We start from the raw sequence: 19,517 nt of genomic DNA, 5'->3' as shown, positions 1-19,517 counted from the left end.
TCTTATATCCTAGGTAATGCTCAGGAGCTGACCGGTTTGATTTGCTCTCTACTTGATAAACATAGCATCCCCAAAACTAAAGAAGCGATACTTTTCTTCAATCGCATGTTCATATGCATTTAAGATATTTTCACGTCCTGTAAAGGCTGCTACTAGCATCACTAATGTTGATTTTGGTAAATGGAAGTTTGTAATGAATTCATCTACTACTTTCCACTCGTATCCTGGCTTAATAAAGATATCTGTCCAACCACTGTCTGGTTTGATTTCTCCATTAAACTTAGTACCAATTGTCTCCAATGTGCGAATAGATGTTGTACCGGTTGCTACGATCTTGCCACCATTTTTACGGACTTCATTCAAAGTATTAGCTGAATCTTCATCTAATCGATAAAATTCTGAATGCATAACATGTTTACTAATATCTGATTCAGTCACTGGTCTAAAGGTTCCTAGTCCAACGTGTAATGTTAGATAAACTAATTTAATACCTTTTTCTTGAACTTTTTCCAATAGATCTTTTGTCCAATGTAATCCAGCTGTAGGTGCTGCTGCTGATCCGTTTTCTTTAGCATAAACTGTTTGATAACGATCAGGATCATCTAATTTTTCCTTGATATATGGAGGCAAAGGCATTTCACCTAATTTTTCCAAGATTTCTAAGAAAATACCTTCATAATTAAATTCAATGATCTTCCCACCATGTTCTAATTCTTCTAAAACAGTGGCTTCTAGTTGTCCATCTCCAAATTGAACTTTTGTACCAACTTTGGCACGACGTGCGGGTTTCATTAATACTTCCCACTTGTCACCTTCGATATTGTTTAACAACAATACTTCTTCATGACCATCTGTATCTTCTTTTGTTCCATAAAGTCTAGCAGGTAAAACACGTGAATTGTTCATAACAAGTGCATCCCCTGGATTTAGATAATCCAAGATGTCATAAAAATGTTTATCTTCATATTTTCCTGTTTCGTGATCTAAAACTAGCAAACGTGAATGGTCACGATCCTTTATTGGTGTTTGTGCAATTAGTTCTTCTGGCAAATTATAATCAAAATCTTCAGTTGTTAGTGTCATTTCTTAATTCTCCTTAATCGTTCTTCTTGTCAGGATACGTATAGCCAAGATGTTCGTAGCCTTTACGAGTTACGATTCGTCCTCTAGCAGTCCTTTTCAAAAATCCCTTTTGCATTAAATATGGTTCATATACTGATTCAATTGTTTCTTGGTCTTCACCAATATTAGCAGCAATAACTTTGATTCCAAGTGGTCCGCCATTATACAATTCGATCATCATCGACAAGATTTTTCTATCTAATCTATCCAATCCAGCATCATCCACTTGTAGTTGGTTTAAAGCTGATTCGGCAATATCATAATCTATCATATCTTTACCCGCAACTTGAGCAAAATCACGGACACGTTTTAGTAATCTATTGGCAATTCTAGGCGTTCCACGCGATCTTCTGGCAATCTCGTGAGCCCCTTCTTCATCGACATTAATATTCAAAACGTTAGCAGATCTAAAAACAATTTTCGATAGTTCAGCCTCTGAATAATACTCCATATGTTCAACAATTCCAAATCTATCTCTTAAAGGAGCTGACAATTTACCTGCAGTAGTAGTTGCCCCAATCAAAGTATACGGAACTAACTCATGATGAAGTGAACGTGCTTCTGTTCCTTGACCAACGATTATATCAATGTAGAAATCTTCCATAGCTGAATAAAGAACCTCTTCAACAGATCGTGGCATACGGTGAATTTCATCAATAAAAAGTACATCACCTGGTGATAATTCATCTAGCACTGCCACTAGATCACCTGACTTTTCAATCGAAGGTCCAGTAGTTGTATGAATATTTACTCCCATTTCATTAGCAATGATCATTGCAAGCGTTGTTTTACCTAACCCAGGAGGTCCATATAGCAAAACATGATCCAATGTTTGTTGTCTTTGCTTAGCAGCTTTGATATAAACATCTAATTCTTTTTTGGCTTTTTCTTGTCCTAAATATTGGTCAAAGGTTGTTGGACGTAACGTTTGCTCAACAATATCTTCAATATCATCTAATGAATCAGCATCAGTTAAACGATCGTTTTCATTATCATTATTTCCCATTAGTTATCCTCCCCTCTATTTTGTTAATAATTTTAATCCGGCTCTCAAATAAGCATCCGCTGAATCAAGAGCCTCTTTTTGTAATTTAGGTTTGATTTTACTAATATCACGTGCTGTATATCCTAATGACTCTAAGGCCAACATACCATCTTCTAATTCTTTATTTCCAGAGCTCAATACTGTCGGTTCCTCACCTAAAGTCATTTGACCTTGAGCTGTAAACTTACCGCTTAGATCCAAAACAATTTGTTGAGCGGTCTTTTTACCTATCTTAGGAAATCTCGTCAAGAATTTCACATCATTATTTTCAATTGCTGAAATCAATCCATTAAGGTCTTGCCCAGCTAAAATGGCTAGGGCACTTTTTGGTCCAATTCCCGAAACACTGATCAAATTAAGAAAAATGCGTTTTTCATTCAAATCATAAAATCCATATAAAGATTGTTCGTTATCACGAACGATTTGTTCTACATAGATCTTAGTCTTTTCATCTTGTTGATAACGATAAGGATTAGCCACTTGAACTTTATAACCTACACCATTAACATCAACAACCACATAGGCCGGATCAACTTCTGTAATAATTCCATTTAAGTATTCAAACATTATTATTCACTTTCTCTTGTGTCATGCGAGTCTTGAATTCGCTTAAACATTTTTTCTAAATCTCTATTACTAAATTCTATCAATACTGGTCTACCATGTGGACAATTATATGGATTTTCTGCTTTCGCTAAATTTTTCAATAAGAAAGCAGCTTGTTTGTCATCCAAATGTTGATTAGCTTTAATGGCACGTTTACAACTCATCATAATGGCGTTCTTTTCTCTAAATGCAGCAACGGAAATCTTAGAATCATTCAAAACATAATCAATCATTTCTCTGATAGTTGATTCTTCTTGTCCAGCTACAAACCAAGTGGGATGCGTATTAACAACAAAACTGTTTTGTCCAAAATCATCTAAATATAATCCAATACTTTCTAAAATTGGTTTTTTCTCACGAATCAAAATACTTTCAGAATTAGGATAATCTAAGACTATTGGTACCAACAATCGTTGTTGGTCAGCGGCGACTTCACCGATTTGTTTTCGATAATACTCATAGTTGACCCGCTCTTGAGCTGCATGCTGATCGATTAGATAGAAACCCTCTGGACTTTCAGCAACTAAATATGTTCCATGAATTTGTCCAATATAGTGTAAATCAGGAAAAGTTGAAACTGACTCAGTTGGCTCGGTTTCTTCTTTTAATCTTTCATCCCATGACTTTAAATGTTCTGGATCATCAAAAATTGGATGAGATTCAAGTTCTTCTATAGAAGATTTTTCAGTAGTAATTGGCTTTGAATCAGGTTCTGGTTCACTTATATGCTCAACCATCGATAAGTCATCCAAACTGATCTGTTCAGGTCGCTCAATTTGATCAACAGTTGTTTTACGTTCTAAGTTTTTAACGGCATCAGGTATCAAGTTTTGTGTCGATAACTTTTGCTTAATTCCATCACTTATTAAATCAGCAATATGACCTTCATTTGTCAATCTAACTTCTTGTTTAGTCGGATGGACATTAATATCAACTAAACTTGGATCTAAATTTATATCAATAATTGCAATTGGAAAACGACCGATCATAAGTTTAGAACCATATCCTCTAATAACAGCATTAGCCAATTGATAATTTCTTATATAACGACCATTTAAAATCAAAGAAATGTATGAACGATTAGAGCGTGTTGTATCTGGTTTAGAAAAGAATCCTTTAATTTGATAATCTGCATCACTATTTTCAAAAGAATACATATGACTTGCAATTGTTCTACCATAAATGCCTGCAATTGTTTGTTGTAAATTATCATTACCAGAGGTCCATACTAAATCTTTTCCTTCATGAATAAGTCTAAAGGAAATTTCTGGATGTCCCATTGCTAAACGATCCACTATATCCACTATTTTATTCAATTCAGTGTGCAAAGATTTTACATATTTTAATCTAGCCGGTGTATTAAAAAATAAGTCTTCAACTGTGATAGTTGTCCCTTTTGAACGGGCATGTGTTTCTTTTTTTAACAAACTATTTCCTGAAAATTCAGCTTTCACAGCCGATTTCCCATCAGTACTTGTAACCACAGTCAATTTAGAAACTGAAGCGATACTTGCTAAAGCTTCTCCACGAAATCCCAATGTTTTAACATTAAATAGGTCATGGTCTGTGGATATCTTACTAGTGGTATGAGGTTGAAAGGCAATCTCAACATCATCTGGTGCAATACCCACACCATTATCATTGATTTCAATTGAACGAAGACCAGATTGATAAACCGTGATCAACACTTGCGTAGCCTTAGCATCTATTGCATTTTCAACTAACTCTTTAACAACTGATGCCGGACGTTCAATTACTTCACCAGCTGCAATTTGATTACTCAATTCAACTGGTAACTCATGAATCAACCCCAAATTTTCCACCTTCTTTATTTAAGTTCTTTTTGCCATTTGTATAAAAGATTGATGGCGTCAATTGGTGTGACACTCATTAAATCTTGTTTTTGTAACTCGTTAACAACTTTTTGTTCACCCTTATTTAATTTTCCCTTAGGTTTTTGTTCTAATTCTGGGAAAAGTGAAAGTTGTGACTCTAGTTCTGGTTCACTTACTTCATCAATTTTTGGTTCTTCGTTTTCAACAGCTGGTTCAACTTTGATTTCTTTAGGTGCGGTATCTTCCAAACTGCTTAGTATCGTATCAGCACGTGTTAAAACTTCGTTTGGTAATCCTGCTAATTTGGCTACATGAATTCCATATGACTTGTCCGCAGGTCCTGGTAAAACTTTGTGTAAAAATACCAAAGTACCATTTTCTTCAGAAGCATCAACGTGGACATTTTTAACTCCAGGTAACTGAGATTCTAATTCAGTTAACTCATGATAATGTGTTGAGAACATTGTCATAGCTTTAACATTTTCATCGATATATTCAATGATAGCTTGAGCTAATGCCATACCATCATATGTGGCTGTACCACGACCTATTTCGTCAAAAATGATCAAACTATTTTCAGTAGCATTCTTCAAAGCATCATTTGCTTCCCGCATTTCAACCATGAAAGTACTATCACCAGAAATAAGATCATCGGCAGCACCGATTCGTGTAAAGATATGATCAAAAATAGGCAATTCAGCCTTTTCAGCAGGTACAAAACATCCCACTTGTCCCATAATAACAGTCAATGCCATCTGTCTCATATAAGTACTCTTACCAGACATATTAGGACCAGTTATCAATAAAATATCTGTTTTACTATCAAAAGTAACATCATTTGGAATATAACTATTATTACTCAAAACTTTTTCAACAACCGGATGACGACCATTTACGACTTTTAATTCATGGCCCTTTGTAAATGTTGGCTTTACATAATGATAAGTTTCACTGACAACTGCAAAACTTTGTAAAACATCTAGTTGTGACAAAATATTGGCTAAATTTTGAATCCTTCTGATTTGTTGTTTGATTTTAGTTCTGATTTCATCAAACAAATGATATTCCAAAGCTTGAGACTTCTCTTCTGCTTCAAGAATTAAGCTCTCTTTTTCTTTTAGTTCTGGAGTGATATATCTTTCAGCATTGGTCAAAGTTTGCTTTCTTTGATAACGACCTTCAGGTACTTTATCCACATTAGACTTAGTAACTTCAATATAGTAACCAAATACTTTATTGTAACCGATTTTCAAGTTACTGATTCCAGTTACTTCTTGTTCTTTAGCTCGCAAACTTGCCATCCATTGCTTACCATTCTTAGAGGCATCAATATATTTATCAAGCTGTTCATTATAGCCTTGTTTGATCAATCCACCACCTGTAACTGAAATAGGTGGTTCATCGCTAATAGATTTATCGATCAGTGAATGAACATCGTTAACTTCATCAATCTTTTCCACATAAGCATCAAGGTCATAGTCCCCAATATCCAACAAAATTTGTTTTATCATCGGAACTTGTTCCAAAGATGTCTTTAATTGAACTAAATCACGTCCATTAACAGTTCCATAAGCAATACGACCAGCTAATCTCTCCAAATCATAGACTTTTGTTAAATAATCCTGAAATGATGAATGTTGAAAATAATTCTGTAAAAACACGTCTACTATGTGCTGTCTATGTTCCAAAACACTTTGATTGATCAACGGTCTCGATAGCCACTGCTTTAAAAGTCTGCCACCCATGGCGGTTTTTGATTCATCCAAAAGCCACAAAAGTGTTCCAGACTTTTTATTTGTTCTTAAATTTTGAAATAATTCCAAATTACTCTGCGCTGTATGATCCATGGACAAATATGCTGTTGTTTCATACGTCTCAGCTGGCTTCAAATGATCCAGTGAACGCATTTGTGTTTCGATCAAATATGAAATAAGGATTTTTACAGTACTTACTTCTAAATCATCAGAAATATTACTAAAGTCATAATCAAAGTTGTTATCTATTTCATCAATTGTTGAAATCAAGATGCCGATTTTCTGAATCGGTTCGAGATATTTTTTAGCCAAATCTTTGAAAACAACACATTCTTTAGTATTAAGGTTTTGTAATTCATTGATCAAATCAATTGAATTATTAACAACAGTTACTTTGACTTCACCTGTTGATAAGTCCGCATAGGCTAATCCAAATTGATTTTTATTGCGACCGATAGCAGTAATATAGTTATTTTCAGTTGCTTGATTAGCTGATTCATCCATAACTGTTCCAGGAGTTACAACGCGAGTTATTCCACGCTTGACCATTCCTTGAGCATCTTGTGGATTCTCTAATTGATCACAGATTGCTACTTTATAACCTTTATCGACCAAAATATCGATATAACTTTGTACAGCTTTATGAGGTACTCCACACATAGGAATACTTTCATCCGCTTTTTTATTACGTGACGTTAAAGTCAATTCAAGTATTTGTGAACCTTTGACTGCGTCATCATAAAACATTTCATAGAAATCTCCAACACGATAAAACAAAAAAGCATCTGGATATTCATCTTTCATATCGAGATACTGTTGCATCATTGGAGTTTCTTTAGTTTTTTGTGGCATCTATTTCCTCCACTAATTTAAAAATTTTTGATTATCAGGATTAATTACATAATTTTTAATACTACGAGCATAGTTAGTTTGATCATTAATATCAATAACACAAAACCCTATTTGCATACGGCCATCTTCGTCAACATCAAATTCAGTTGGACGTTGTGTTAAAAAGCGAGTAATAATAGGCTCTTCTTTAACGCCTAAAATCCCATCATATGAGCCAGTCATACCAACATCAGTTAAATATGCCGTCTTCTTATCAAAGACACGAGCATCATTTGTTTGAACGTGCGTATGTGTTCCAACAACCGCAGAAACACGTCCTGTTAAATACTTTGCAGTTGCTATCTTTTCACTAGTTGTTTCAGCATGAAAATCAACAAACTTAACAGCGTCTTTATCTAAAGTAGGTAGTAATTTATCAAAAGCTAAGAAAGGATTATCCAAGGGTTGCATTAAAGCAGTACCTTGCATGTTAATAATGTAAACCTTTTTTTGATTGACCTTCTTTTCAATTACACCACGACCAGGCACATCAGCGCCTGAAAAATTGTATGGACGTAAGATACTCTTCTTAGGATCGTCGATAAATTCTAAAACTTCACGCTTATCCCAAATATGATTTCCACCAGATACAACATCTGCACCGGCCACTTGGATCCTTTGGTAATCTTCGACCTTGATTCCTTTACCACCATTAGCGTTTTCACCATTAACGATAGTTAACTGTGGTTTAACTTTTTGCTTGATTTCTGGCAAATAAGTTTCCACAGTTTTAAGGCCGATTTTTCCAACGACATCCCCAACGAAAAGTATTTTCATTATATAAAATTCCCCCATCTTTACCTATGATATTGTATCAATATTGTTGAAAATTAAAAAGAGACTGTGCTTAGATAAAAATTAGTACGTTATATACTCAGAACAAACGCGCAAGAAATCATAGCTTTTTCTGCTTAAAGCAAACAAGTCTAGCAATCTTTGATTGCTAGACTTGTTTACCTTAATGCTCGAAAGCTGAACATGATTTCTTGCGCTCTAATTTACATATGAAATATCAGATAACACCGCAAATTCATTAGTTGAAACACGATAATAACTTATATGATCTACTGTAATAACTCGATCTGTTCTCCAAGTTGATCCTGGCGCTAACGCTCTGTTGGAGTTTTTGATCAATTGCCCTTGATTATTATAGAGAACAACAGGTTTATCCCCCATCGCTTTAATCACTTCATTAATAGGTTTATATAGATAAACGTCACTACTATTCACATACCCGTTCGTTGACACACGATAATAGACTGAATCACCTATGTAACGCTCATTATCTGTTTTCCAAGATGTTCCTTGATTTAAACTAGCTGAAATTTTATTTCCATTAATATCGTATAGTTGGGCTGAACTAGAAGTTACTGTTACACCGAAATTATCTAAATCTAAGTTGTTGGTAACACTGTTTCCATCTTCGTCTGTTATCGCATAATCATCATTAGTTACATCCGATGCAAAAACAGTCGTAGACATCATGCTTAAAGCTAACAAAATAGTGACACTACTTAATAGACTTCTTTTCATAATAATTTCCTCCCTAATATAAGTTCATCCTAACACGTACCCCCCCCATTTTAAACACCTGTTTATAATTAATTAACAAGCCAATCCTAATAAAAATTCAGAAAAAGAGAGTATCAACAAATTTTATACTGTTGATACTCTTTTTTTCTACTCTACTTCTGCAGTCAAAGTTTCAGGATCAAAGTCGTTTGTAAATTCAGCTAAATGAACTAAGTTACGTAAGTAATCATGTGTTGTAGCTTCATAATTGTATTTCTTACCCAATTCATAAATATAACCATTAATATAGTCGACTTCAGTAGGTCGATGCTTGGACATATCCTGATACATGGATGGATAATGGAGTGGCATACTTTTAGTTGCTGCAAACTTAATCGTTTCCCATTCTTGTTGTCTAGTATTCAATAATTTAATTCCAGCACGTTCACAAACATCAAAGGCTTCATTAATAAGCTGTTTACTTAAAGCTTCAGTTGTTGGTGCTTGAATAAATTCACCCATCTTAATTCCAAACATAGTACAAAGCGTATTACAGACTGAATTCAAAATAACCTTAGCCATTAGAGTTCCTTGAAAATTAGTAGTGATTTCTGGATTCAAATTAGCCTTTGTAAAATCATTAGCAATTTGTTTAGTAACTTCATCTGGAGTTTCATTTTGATTAACTAATTTCATACTACCTGCACCCGATGGACCCATGAAATCCACATCACCAGGTCCATTCAAGACAGTAGCAATCATTGCTGTTCCACTTATTACCTTATCTTTTTCAAAATACTTATCTAATTTTTCAATATGTCCCATGCCATTCATTGGAGCAACAACATATTGTTCTTTGGTAAATAGATGTTCTGCTCTATTTAAAGCATCCGCCAATTGCATCTGTTTTACAAAGACGATCCAAACATCAGGAGAACCCATATAATCTTCAGGTGACGTAATGTTAATTGGTACAAGATGCTTATTTTCACCATCACGAGATACAAACACACCATTTTGTTGTTTAATTGTTTCAATTTGCTTATCCCAAATATCCACAAAATCAACTTCAAAACCAGCCTCTTGTAAAAGAACTCCGTATCTCAATCCCATTGCACCTGCACCTAATACTGCATATTTCATAAATAGTCGCCTCCAAATTATATGTTGTTATGCATTATTAGATACTTTTTAATCATTGTCAAGGGACTTTAATAAAATAAGTGAAAATATCAGTTTTGAAATCTTTCTAAATTAAAACAAGCTTAATAAGAAAATTAAAATTAGTGGAACTGCTAAAGATGGCAAAAGATTTAAAACACTAATTTTTTTAATTTCCAATAGACCTAATCCTGATGCCAAAATTAAAATTCCACCAACAATCGTTAATTCATTGATCATATTGGTGTTTAATGCTCCTTGAAAAAATAAAGCAATCATATAAATACTACCTTGCCATAACAAAACAGCAACAGCCGCAAATGCAATTCCTAATCCAAAAGTTGACGCCAAAACAATCGACGTAATTCCATCCAGCATTCCATTAGTGAATAAAAATGTGTAATCATGTTTCAACGCAGCTTCAATTGGACCCAGAATAGATAAAGAACCAATGCAATATAATAAAATAACTGTAGCTAACCCTTCTGCTAGATTTCCACCTGAAAATTTACCGACTAATTTATCAAATCTAGATTGCAAATCGATCCATTGCCCCAACAAACCACCAATGGCTAGGCTAACAATAAACAATACTGGGTAGTGACTCTTTGGCATATGCTGAACAACCGCATTAATTCCTATTACCATTGCCGCCAATCCCAGGCCTTGTGTTAATATTTTTTGAAATTCTGGTTTCATTCCTTTATGCAAAAATCGTCCTATAATACTACCAATTAAAATCATCGATACATTAAAAATTGTCCCAATCATAATATCATCCCCCACGAGTAAATATTATTAATATAAACTCTCAGGCTACTAGAGGGTCAATCTAGTAATAAAAAAAGAGCGGAACAAAACATGCCCAGCTTTCGAGCATTAAAGAAAATAGTCCCAACAATCCGATTTTGGATTGTTGGGATTATTTGGTTTAAGCGGAAAAGCTATGTTTTGTTTCAATTTTATGTCGCATGTTTAAGTGAAAAATAGTTTTGTCCCAATCTCTTAAAATAACTGCATTACTGAAATAACTACGATTGGAACAAGCAAAGATGGTAATAAATTAACAACATTGATTTTCTTAATCTCTAATAACCCTATTCCAGAAGCAATTATCAATATACCTCCGACAATTGTAAGTTCTGTGATCACATCATTATTAATTGAATTCTGAAGTAGCAGCGCAATTCCGTATATACTACCTTGCCAAATAAATACTGCTACCGCCGAAAAGGCAATACCTATGCCAAAAGTTGAGGCCAGTACGACTGAAGTAATTCCATCCAAAATTCCATTGGTCAATAGGAAAGTTAAATCGTGTTCTAGGGCCTCTTGAATTGGCCCAAGTATAGATAGCGAGCCAATGCAATATAGTAAAATTGCTGTGGCTAAACCTTCTGCCAAATTACTCTTAGAAAATTTATTGACAAAATCATCAAATCTCTTTTGTAAATTGATCCATTCGCCAATCAGTCCACCTACTGAAAGACTGACAATAAATAATACCGGATAGTGACTTTTGGGCATATATTCGACTACCGCATTGATTCCAATTGCCATAGCTGACAATCCTAGTCCCTGAGTCAATATTCTTTGATATTCAAGTTTTATTCCATTGTGAAAAAATTTACCTAAAATACTTCCACCAATAATCATTGCTACATTAAATAGTGTCCCAATCATTATTTTTCTCCCTTGTGAGTAAGCGATTACATAATTAATATAAACTATCAAGTACCTAGAGAGTCAATAATGTTTGTCTTTTACCTAACGGGAAGTCTAATTTCAGTAACGTATTTGTCAAAATCATTGGTAATACCGTAATCTATCAAGGTTATTTCAATTGCACCATCAATAATCGTCAACAAATGATCATGGCAATATTTAACAAGTTGACGATATGAATCAGCGGAATCTTCATGCGTCCCATGAAATCTAATTCTCAAATAAGAACCTTGAGCCAAAAATGAAGTAGCTTCACGCTCATCACCTGATTCCAAAATCATCAAAATTCCACTGTATTGGTCATATTTATTATTCAAAATATTTTGTTTATTTAATGACAATGCAATTTTACCCAAAAATATTGCTTGGTCTAAACCATATTTTCTTCTTAATTCAGTTAAGGGGACTTCAATATCTTCTCCCAAATGGTAATCACTTTGTAGATATACAATTGGTGTCTTTGGCAAATTCAAGTATTCTATTTTGCCTAATACTGAATTTTTGGCATCTCGTACTTGCTTTAATCGAGAAGTAATTCGTCCATTAACAGCTTGTAAAGTTTTCATCTGTTGTTCAACTTGCGTTTGCTGTTTTTCCAATAAGTTCTCTAGTGTAGAAATATCACGTGCATCAAAGAAATTTTTAATATCACTTATAGATACATCTAGTGCCCTCAAATACTTAATGACATTTAAACGTTCAAATTCTTCTGTTGAATAATAGCGATAGTGGGATTCTGGGTCAACTTTGGCGGGCTTTAAAATACCAACTTCATCGTAATATCGTAATGTCGGTATTTTGATATCATATAATTTTGATAGTTGTCCAATAGTAAATAATTGATCCATAAGTATATCCTCAAGTGTTTTTCTTCATTTTAGCATAAAAAATAGCCATCCCTGTGTTGGTATAGGGATGACTATTATTTGTCTAATTAATGGTTTATTTTTGAAACTTATTTTTTGTAAATTATTAATCTAAAACGAGTTCCACAAAGCAACTTTCTGCGCTTGCTACGAATAAGTCATGCGACACTTCGTGTCACCTGCCTTATCCTAGGCAATGCTCAAAAGTTAAACGCTTTGTTACACTCTCTGATCAAAACGAGTTCCGGCAGGACAAACTTCTGTGCTTGCTACGAATAAGTCATGCGACACTTCGTGTCACCTGCCTTATCCTAGGCAATGCTCGAAGTCTGACCGTCCTGCCTGCACTCTCTTTTCTACATCATACCGCCCATACCAGGTGCGCCTGCACCTGCACCGGCTGCTGGTGCAGCTGGAGCATTCTTATCAGGTTTGTCAGCAACAACGGCTTCTGTTGTCAACAATAGTGCGGCAACACTGGCAGCGTTTTGCAATGCTGAACGTGAAACTTTAGTTGGGTCGATAATTCCGGCTTTAACCATGTTTTCCCACTTATCAGTTGCAGCGTTGTAACCTACTTCAGGCTTTTCACCCTTCATATGTTCAACAATAACTGAACCTTCAAGTCCGGCATTTTCAGCAATTTGACGTACTGGTTCTTCAAGGGCTCTAACAACGATGTTGATACCTGTTTGAACATCGCCCTTAGCCTTAACTGCCTTAACAGTATCAATGATATCTAGGAATGCTGTACCACCACCAGCAACGTAACCTTCTTCAACAGCGGCACGTGTAGCGTTCAAAGCATCCTCAATTCTGTATTTACGTTCTTTTAATTCTGTTTCAGTAGCAGCACCGACTTTAACAACGGCAACACCACCAGCAAGTTTAGCAAGACGTTCTTGTAACTTCTCACGATCAAAGTCAGATGTTGATTCAGCAATTTGTTTCTTAATTGTATCAACACGTTCACTGATAGCATCTTTATCGCCAGAACCTTCAACGATTGTTGTGTTATCCTTTGTAACTGTAACCTTACCAGCTTGACCTAATTGATCCATTGTTGTGTCTTTTAGTTCAAGTCCAAGATCTGATGTAATAACTTTAGCACCTGTTAATGTAGCAATATCTTGTAATTGTTCCTTACGACGATCACCAAAGCCAGGAGCCTTAACAGCAACAACATTAAATGTTCCACGAATCTTGTTCAAAACAAGTGTTGGTAATGCTTCACCGTCAATATCATCAGCAATGATCAACAATGCTTTACCTTGTTGAACGATTTGTTGTAATAATGGCAAAATATCTTGAATATTTGAAATCTTCTTATCTGTTACTAATATGTATGGATTATCAAGATCTGCTTCCATCTTATCGTTATCTGTAACCATGTATTGTGAAATATATCCACGATCAAATTGCATACCTTCAACAACATCAAGTGTTGTATCAATACCCTTTGATTCCTCAATTGTGATAACACCGTCGTTACCAACTTTTTCCATGGCATCAGCAATTAACTTACCTGTTTCTTCACTAGCTGAAGAAACTGATGCTACTTGAGCAATATCTGATTTACCTGAAACTTTGTGTGATACCTTGTGTAATTCATCAACAGCTGCTTTAGTAGCCATTTCAATACCTGTTCTGATTCCAACAGGGTTAGCACCAGCAGTAACGTTCTTCATACCTTCTTTGATGATTGCTTGAGCTAATACAGTAGCTGTAGTAGTACCATCACCGGCAATATCATTTGTCTTTGAAGCAACTTCAGAAACAAGCTTTGCACCCATGTTTTCAAAATGGTCTTCTAATTCAATATTCTTAGCAATAGTAACACCATCATTTGTAATCTCTGGTGAACCATAATTCTTTTCTAGAACAACATTTCTACCCTTAGGTCCGATAGTTGTTTTAACTGTGTCAGCAAGCTTGTTAACACCGTCCAACATCTTTGAACGTGCATCTTCTGAAAATTTAATTTCTTTAGCCATTATTCACACTCCAATTATCATTTAAAATTATTTATAATATTTATTATTCAACGATTGCCATGACATCTTTTTCATGAAGGATTAAATATTCATTGTCATCATATTTAACGTTTGAACCAGCATACTTATCAAAGAGAATCTTGTCGCCAACTTTAATATTCATTGGTAACTTCTTTCCATCTTCTGTAACGGCTCCTGCACCTACAGCCACAACTTCAGCTGTTTGTGGCTTTTCCTTAGCGTTGTTAGCTAAAACAATGCCGCCAACTGTCTTCTCTTCTTCTTTATCGACTGTTACAATAACTCTGTCTCCAAGTGGTTTTAACAATTTGAATCCCTCCGATGATTAAATTTTTAACTTTAGCACTCGAACTTGTCTTGTGCTAATCACATGTTTAATATTAACATTTTCTTGTGAACATGCAAGTATTTACCTTTAAAAAAATTAAGGAGAACTTATGACTTATTTCAAAAATCAATTTTCAACTCTCTTGATCTACATACTTTTATTATTTGTAGGATCAGCCCTGACAATGCTTAAAGTAACCGGTTCCAGCTATTTCATCATCCTAACAATTGCAGCAATCGTTACAACTATTTCGATGATTTATTTAACACAGAAAAGTTCTCCAAATAATATCGAAGAAAAAACTTCTAGCTCTAATAAAATTAAATGGATCCTTATCGGTACGATTGGAGCATTAGTTATTCAATTCGGTATTAGCTTAATTGAAATCTTGATCCTACATCAAAATGTCGAATCAGCTAATACTACTCAATTGTTAACGCTAGTATCAGCTTATCCTTACTATTTTATTTACGTGTTGGTCTGTGCACCAATCATGGAAGAAATTGTTTTTAGAAGACTATTCTTTTCAAATTTAATAACTCTTACTAATATCTATTGGGCAGCAATCATTTCAGCGGCTTTCTTTGCATTTATGCATCAAGATACAAGATTTATTATTTATATGGGAATGGGATTGTGGTTTGCATTTATTTATTACAGATCAAAGAATATTTACGTTAGTGCCGCGAGTCATTTCATTATGAACACAATCGTCGTCATCACTAGTTTTTTTATGTAGGCATAGATTATAATAAGAATAATTATGTTTTCGAAAGGAAAAATTATGGGTTATACAATTGGCGATGTCGCTAAAATAACTGGTATGAGTTCATACACACTTAGATACTATGATAAAAAAGGATTGCTACCTTTTATCGATAGAGATCCTAGTGGACGTCGACATTTTAAAGAACATGATTTTGAATTTCTTCAAACTATCAATTGTCTAAAAAATACTGGTATGAGTTTAAAAGAAATAAAACAATTTATAGAATTGTGCCAAAAAGGAGACTGTACTTTAAACGAACGTCTAGCATTTTTCAATAAACATCGAAAAGATGTTGAGAAACAATTACAAGAAGTTCAAGGATATTTAGACATGGTCGATCATAAAATCTATTATTATACAAGAGCATGTGAGGCCGGTACTGAAGACGGCATAGAGTGCTAAAAATTTAAAGAAAACATGCAGCATAAACGTGTGCCAACACATAGCTTTTTCCGCTTAAAACAGACAAGCCCATCAATCCAAAATCGGATTGATGGGCTTGTCTGCCTTAATACTCGAAAGCTGACCATGTGTTGGCACACTCTCTTTATCTTCTATGGCAAATCATTACCAGCAGCAAAGTATATGTCATACCATTCTTGTTTTGTTAATTCGATATTGCCACCATCAGCACTATCTTTGATATGTTCAGGATTCATTGTCCCAATAACAACTTGCATATTAGCAGGATGTCTTAATATCCATGCTGCAGCAATGGCATTCTTTGAAACGTTATATTTATCAGCCAATTCGGCTAATTTATCGTTAAGTTCTGGGAATTTATCATTATTAATAAACGTTCCTTCAAACATACCATATTGAAATGGTGACCAAGCTTGAATAGTTACATCCATACGTCTAGAAAACTCTAATAATCCACCATCATGATCAATAGAACGAGGATCGGCCATATTAGTATGCATTCCAAAATCGACCATTCCTGTGTGCTTAATACTGAATTGTAATTGATTGATCAATAATCTTTGATCAATCGATTCTTGAACTAATTTAAACTGTTCTGGGTTAAAATTTGAAACACCAAAGTGACGTACTTTCCCAGAAGTTTGTAATTCATCAAATGCGTCAGCAATTTCCTCTGGCTCCATCAATGGATCTGGTCTGTGCAATAAAAATGCATCAAGATAATCTATTTGCATTCTCTCTAATATTTCATCAACGGTCTTAATCAAATGTTTCTTTGAAAAATCATATCTCTTACCAAAAACAAAGCTTCCATGACTACGTTTAGGATCAGTTACGATTCCTCCCTTTGATTGAATATATAGATCATCTCTAGAAACACCTGATTCTTTTAATGCGTTACCAAAGACTTTTTCTGAGTTACCCATTCCATAAATATCCGCAGAATCAATATAATTTATACCATTATCGTAAGCTGTATCTATTGCTTTAGCAGCATCCTTAGTTGATAAAGCTTCCATTCTCATGATACCTAATGCTTCAGCGGAAGCAGTCCAATTTGTATTACCAATATTTACTTGTTTCATTTTCAATTCCTTTCTGAAATATATCTTTAAAATATCCTACAGATAAAGAATAATTCTTCGACCATAGTCTAAGTCAACCAATACACAAAAAAAGAGCCGTGACACAAGTCACAACTCCTATTTTCATTTCTGAATTTTTAATCTCCACGTTTATAATTGGCGACATAATTTTTCCGCTTATCATCATCAAACTCATTTTCACTTTTGGCAATAATGATTGTAGCAAGTGAATTTCCGACAACGTTAACGGCTGTACGTCCCATATCAACTAGACGGTCAATACCGGCAATAAATGTTAATCCTTGCATTGGGACACCGATCGTAGAAACGGTTGCTAACAATACAACAAATGATGCTCCTGGAACTCCGGCCATCCCTTTAGATGTCAACATTAAGACAACCACCAAAGTAATCTGTTGTCCTATAGACAAATTAATATGATATGCCTGAGCTAAGAATAGAGCAGCTAGAGACTGATAAATTGCGGAACCATCAAGGTTAAATGTGTAACCGGTTGGAATAACAAATGAAACTATTCCCTTTGTGGCCCCATAATCTTGCATTTTTTCCATCATCTTTGGCAAGGCAGCTTCTGAACTAGCAGTAGTGAAAGCCAAGACAAATTCATTTTCAATGATTCTAAATAATTCAAAGAAGTCTACATGGAAAATTCTTCCGACAATATACATTACAACAAATACAAAGAACGCCATTGTCGCATATGCAATAAGGATAAACAGTGCCAATGGTTTAAGTGATTCAAATCCCATTTCACCAACTGTTACACCAATCAAGGCACAGACACCAATTGGAGCTGTACGCATAACCCAATTTGTTACTTTAAACATTACGTTAGCAACAGCATTCAATAGATCAGTAATGATCTTACCTTGCTTACCTAGTGATGCAGTTCCTAGTCCAAACAAGACTGAGAAGAAGATAACTGGCAACATATCACCCTTACCCATTGCAGCAAAGATATTTGTTGGAATTATCCCCATTAAGACTGACCAAATGCCAGAGTGTTTTGCACTTGAGGCAGAAGCCGTATACTGCGAAATACTTGAACCCTTTAAATCGTTAATATTTATATAAGTACCCGGATGAGTGATATTAGCAACTAAAATACCAATAATAATAGCTAGAGTAGTCATAACTTCAAAATAAATTAAAGTTTTTAGACCAATACGCCCAAGCTTCCTTATATCTCCCATGTTGGCGATACCAACTGTTAAACAAGATATAACGATAGGTAAAACGATCATTTGAATTAATGAAATGAACATCGTACCAATGTTTTGCATGACTGTTATTGCAGCCTTATTGTGATAAAAGATCTGTCCTAAAATTATACCTAGAACTAGTCCGATAATAATTTGCCAGCCTAGACTAAGCCGAAAAAACTTTTGCTTTTGCAATTTAGAAGCCCCCTTAAAGCGTCGAGTTATATTATAGCAGATTTTTTCTAATCAAATTAATTTTTTTTAATAGATTTTGAGAATTTTTTAAACGAATCTTGCCACTCTTTTGTTCTATCAGTAAATAAATTATGTCCGGCATCATTTAAAATATAAATTTCGATTTCGTTATCCGGATCAAGTAATGCTAACTGATCTTTATAACCAACCACTTGGTCATTTTTCCCCAAAAGAAGTGTTGTTTTGACTTTACTATCAGCCAAATCTGCCGTTAACTCATCTTCAAATGAAAAGCTGTAATGATGACTAGTCTTAATTTCATTCCAAAATTCAATATTGTACTTTTTTAAACCAGGTAAAATCGTTCTTTGATAATTATCCCAAGCTTTTTGATTTATCAACACATTAGTGTCCAAAAACTTTTGGTAATAACTATCTTCAATGTTTAATTTCTCTTGAATAATATTTTTATGTACACTAACATCTCGATTTTCTTTATCCGCATGGATCACTGGACAAGTTATAAAAACTGAATTAATTTTATATTCAATTTTCTTTAGTAGTCCTAGACATATATATCCGCCATATGAATGTCCACAAATGGAGATCTTTTGATCTCCCGTAATTTGTTGTATAAAATCGATCACTAAATTTAATACATCATCAGAATTATTTACTAAAGAAATATCCTGTGATTCGCCCATTCCTGGTAAATCTAGATAAATCCTTTTGATTCCATCAGACATTAATGGTTCATAATTTTCCTTCATACTAGTTGAATCCTGACTCATTCCGTGGAAAAAATATACTGGATATCCATCTCCTACGGTTTCATAACTCAACTTAGTATTATTTATTGCAATTTTCATAATATGCTTCCTAACAAAAAAATGAGGTTGGAATTTATGGTTCTACACTTTCTGGTATTGATGAATAAAATCAATACCAGTTTTTTTGTATCT

Annotated in this window: 18 protein-coding genes; 2 read left to right on the top strand and 16 right to left on the bottom strand. The window is 34.4% G+C overall.

Annotation, left to right across the window (positions count from 1 at the left end; translation table 11 throughout):
- Positions 1 to 48: 48 nt before the first annotated feature.
- From queA to groES, 13 genes are all read right to left on the bottom strand, one after another.
- Positions 49 to 1,083: a tRNA preQ1(34) S-adenosylmethionine ribosyltransferase-isomerase QueA gene (gene queA, locus FC72_RS07855; protein WP_057766512.1), complete on the bottom strand. Its 1,035-nt coding sequence runs from the start codon at positions 1,081 to 1,083 to the stop codon at positions 49 to 51.
- A gap of 13 nt (positions 1,084 to 1,096) precedes the next feature.
- Entirely contained in the window at positions 1,097 to 2,128 is a 1,032-nt protein-coding gene (gene ruvB, locus FC72_RS07850) for a Holliday junction branch migration DNA helicase RuvB (RefSeq protein WP_057766510.1), read from the bottom strand.
- A 15-nt stretch (positions 2,129 to 2,143) separates the two neighbouring features.
- Positions 2,144 to 2,734, bottom strand: coding sequence for a Holliday junction branch migration protein RuvA (gene ruvA / locus FC72_RS07845; protein ID WP_057766508.1), 591 nt, complete (start codon positions 2,732 to 2,734; stop codon positions 2,144 to 2,146).
- A 2-nt stretch (positions 2,735 to 2,736) separates the two neighbouring features.
- On the bottom strand, positions 2,737 to 4,587 hold the full coding sequence (gene mutL / locus FC72_RS07840) for a DNA mismatch repair endonuclease MutL (RefSeq protein ID WP_057766506.1): 1,851 nt from the start codon (positions 4,585 to 4,587) through the stop codon (positions 2,737 to 2,739).
- Between the two features lie 14 nt (positions 4,588 to 4,601).
- Positions 4,602 to 7,214: a DNA mismatch repair protein MutS gene (gene mutS / locus FC72_RS07835; protein WP_057766505.1), complete on the bottom strand. Its 2,613-nt coding sequence runs from the start codon at positions 7,212 to 7,214 to the stop codon at positions 4,602 to 4,604.
- A 12-nt stretch (positions 7,215 to 7,226) separates the two neighbouring features.
- A complete protein-coding gene (locus FC72_RS07830; RefSeq protein ID WP_057766503.1) occupies positions 7,227 to 8,030 on the bottom strand; it encodes a TIGR00282 family metallophosphoesterase in 804 nt (267 codons plus the stop codon).
- Positions 8,031 to 8,246: 216 nt separating this feature from the next.
- Positions 8,247 to 8,786 carry an SLAP domain-containing protein gene (locus tag FC72_RS07825; protein WP_057766501.1) on the bottom strand — a complete coding sequence of 180 codons (540 nt, stop codon included), beginning with the start codon at positions 8,784 to 8,786 and terminating at the stop codon, positions 8,247 to 8,249.
- 147 nt (positions 8,787 to 8,933) lie between these two features.
- Positions 8,934 to 9,908 carry a ketopantoate reductase family protein gene (locus FC72_RS07820; protein ID WP_057766499.1) on the bottom strand — a complete coding sequence of 325 codons (975 nt, stop codon included), beginning with the start codon at positions 9,906 to 9,908 and terminating at the stop codon, positions 8,934 to 8,936.
- A 111-nt stretch (positions 9,909 to 10,019) separates the two neighbouring features.
- Entirely contained in the window at positions 10,020 to 10,697 is a 678-nt protein-coding gene (locus FC72_RS07815; RefSeq protein ID WP_057766497.1) for a DUF554 domain-containing protein, read from the bottom strand.
- Between the two features lie 234 nt (positions 10,698 to 10,931).
- Positions 10,932 to 11,609, bottom strand: a complete 678-nt coding sequence (locus FC72_RS07810) for a DUF554 domain-containing protein (protein WP_057766495.1) — start codon at positions 11,607 to 11,609, stop codon at positions 10,932 to 10,934.
- 80 nt (positions 11,610 to 11,689) lie between these two features.
- Entirely contained in the window at positions 11,690 to 12,499 is an 810-nt protein-coding gene (locus tag FC72_RS07805) for a MerR family transcriptional regulator (protein WP_057766493.1), read from the bottom strand.
- Between the two features lie 374 nt (positions 12,500 to 12,873).
- A complete protein-coding gene (gene groL, locus FC72_RS07800) occupies positions 12,874 to 14,511 on the bottom strand; it encodes a chaperonin GroEL (protein WP_057766491.1) in 1,638 nt (545 codons plus the stop codon).
- Between the two features lie 43 nt (positions 14,512 to 14,554).
- A complete protein-coding gene (gene groES, locus FC72_RS07795; protein WP_057766489.1) occupies positions 14,555 to 14,839 on the bottom strand; it encodes a co-chaperone GroES in 285 nt (94 codons plus the stop codon).
- 130 nt (positions 14,840 to 14,969) lie between these two features.
- On the opposite strand from groES, the gene FC72_RS07790 reads away from it, so the two are divergent.
- Together FC72_RS07790 and FC72_RS07785 are read left to right on the top strand one after the other, a co-directional pair.
- Entirely contained in the window at positions 14,970 to 15,599 is a 630-nt protein-coding gene (locus FC72_RS07790) for a CPBP family intramembrane glutamic endopeptidase (protein ID WP_235805163.1), read from the top strand.
- A gap of 24 nt (positions 15,600 to 15,623) precedes the next feature.
- Positions 15,624 to 16,031, top strand: a complete 408-nt coding sequence (locus FC72_RS07785; protein WP_235805162.1) for a MerR family transcriptional regulator — start codon at positions 15,624 to 15,626, stop codon at positions 16,029 to 16,031.
- Positions 16,032 to 16,183: 152 nt separating this feature from the next.
- Here FC72_RS07785 and FC72_RS07780 read toward each other — a convergent pair whose 3' ends face one another.
- The 3 genes from FC72_RS07780 to FC72_RS07770 form a co-directional block, all read right to left on the bottom strand.
- The gene (locus tag FC72_RS07780; protein WP_057766485.1) at positions 16,184 to 17,137 is read right to left on the bottom strand and encodes an aldo/keto reductase; all 954 of its coding nucleotides are present in this window, start codon (positions 17,135 to 17,137) and stop codon (positions 16,184 to 16,186) included.
- Between the two features lie 137 nt (positions 17,138 to 17,274).
- Positions 17,275 to 18,555: a cation:dicarboxylate symporter family transporter gene (locus tag FC72_RS07775; RefSeq protein WP_057766483.1), complete on the bottom strand. Its 1,281-nt coding sequence runs from the start codon at positions 18,553 to 18,555 to the stop codon at positions 17,275 to 17,277.
- Between the two features lie 56 nt (positions 18,556 to 18,611).
- Positions 18,612 to 19,424: an alpha/beta fold hydrolase gene (locus FC72_RS07770; RefSeq protein WP_057766481.1), complete on the bottom strand. Its 813-nt coding sequence runs from the start codon at positions 19,422 to 19,424 to the stop codon at positions 18,612 to 18,614.
- Between the last annotated feature and the right edge of the window lie 93 nt (positions 19,425 to 19,517).

Source organism: Companilactobacillus tucceti DSM 20183, assembly GCF_001434665.1.
GTDB lineage: Bacteria > Bacillota > Bacilli > Lactobacillales > Lactobacillaceae > Companilactobacillus > Companilactobacillus tucceti.
This window is presented reverse-complemented; position numbering and strand designations above follow the sequence as displayed.

What these genes read in the sequence shown, in the direction of transcription:
- FC72_RS07805 (WP_057766493.1), bottom strand. Translation starts at nt 12,499, where the DNA reads ATGGATCAATTATTTACTATTGGACAACTATCAAAATTATATGATATC.
- FC72_RS07815 (WP_057766497.1), bottom strand. Translation starts at nt 10,697, where the DNA reads ATGATTGGGACAATTTTTAATGTATCGATGATTTTAATTGGTAGTATT.
- mutS (WP_057766505.1), bottom strand. Translation starts at nt 7,214, where the DNA reads ATGCCACAAAAAACTAAAGAAACTCCAATGATGCAACAGTATCTCGAT.
- FC72_RS07825 (WP_057766501.1), bottom strand. Translation starts at nt 8,786, where the DNA reads ATGAAAAGAAGTCTATTAAGTAGTGTCACTATTTTGTTAGCTTTAAGC.
- FC72_RS07785 (WP_235805162.1), top strand. Translation starts at nt 15,624, where the DNA reads ATGTTTTCGAAAGGAAAAATTATGGGTTATACAATTGGCGATGTCGCT.
- FC72_RS07770 (WP_057766481.1), bottom strand. Translation starts at nt 19,424, where the DNA reads ATGAAAATTGCAATAAATAATACTAAGTTGAGTTATGAAACCGTAGGA.
- queA (WP_057766512.1), bottom strand. Translation starts at nt 1,083, where the DNA reads ATGACACTAACAACTGAAGATTTTGATTATAATTTGCCAGAAGAACTA.
- groL (WP_057766491.1), bottom strand. Translation starts at nt 14,511, where the DNA reads ATGGCTAAAGAAATTAAATTTTCAGAAGATGCACGTTCAAAGATGTTG.
- FC72_RS07790 (WP_235805163.1), top strand. Translation starts at nt 14,970, where the DNA reads ATGACTTATTTCAAAAATCAATTTTCAACTCTCTTGATCTACATACTT.
- FC72_RS07830 (WP_057766503.1), bottom strand. Translation starts at nt 8,030, where the DNA reads ATGAAAATACTTTTCGTTGGGGATGTCGTTGGAAAAATCGGCCTTAAA.
- ruvA (WP_057766508.1), bottom strand. Translation starts at nt 2,734, where the DNA reads ATGTTTGAATACTTAAATGGAATTATTACAGAAGTTGATCCGGCCTAT.
- FC72_RS07810 (WP_057766495.1), bottom strand. Translation starts at nt 11,609, where the DNA reads ATGATTGGGACACTATTTAATGTAGCAATGATTATTGGTGGAAGTATT.
- FC72_RS07780 (WP_057766485.1), bottom strand. Translation starts at nt 17,137, where the DNA reads ATGAAACAAGTAAATATTGGTAATACAAATTGGACTGCTTCCGCTGAA.
- FC72_RS07820 (WP_057766499.1), bottom strand. Translation starts at nt 9,908, where the DNA reads ATGAAATATGCAGTATTAGGTGCAGGTGCAATGGGATTGAGATACGGA.
- ruvB (WP_057766510.1), bottom strand. Translation starts at nt 2,128, where the DNA reads ATGGGAAATAATGATAATGAAAACGATCGTTTAACTGATGCTGATTCA.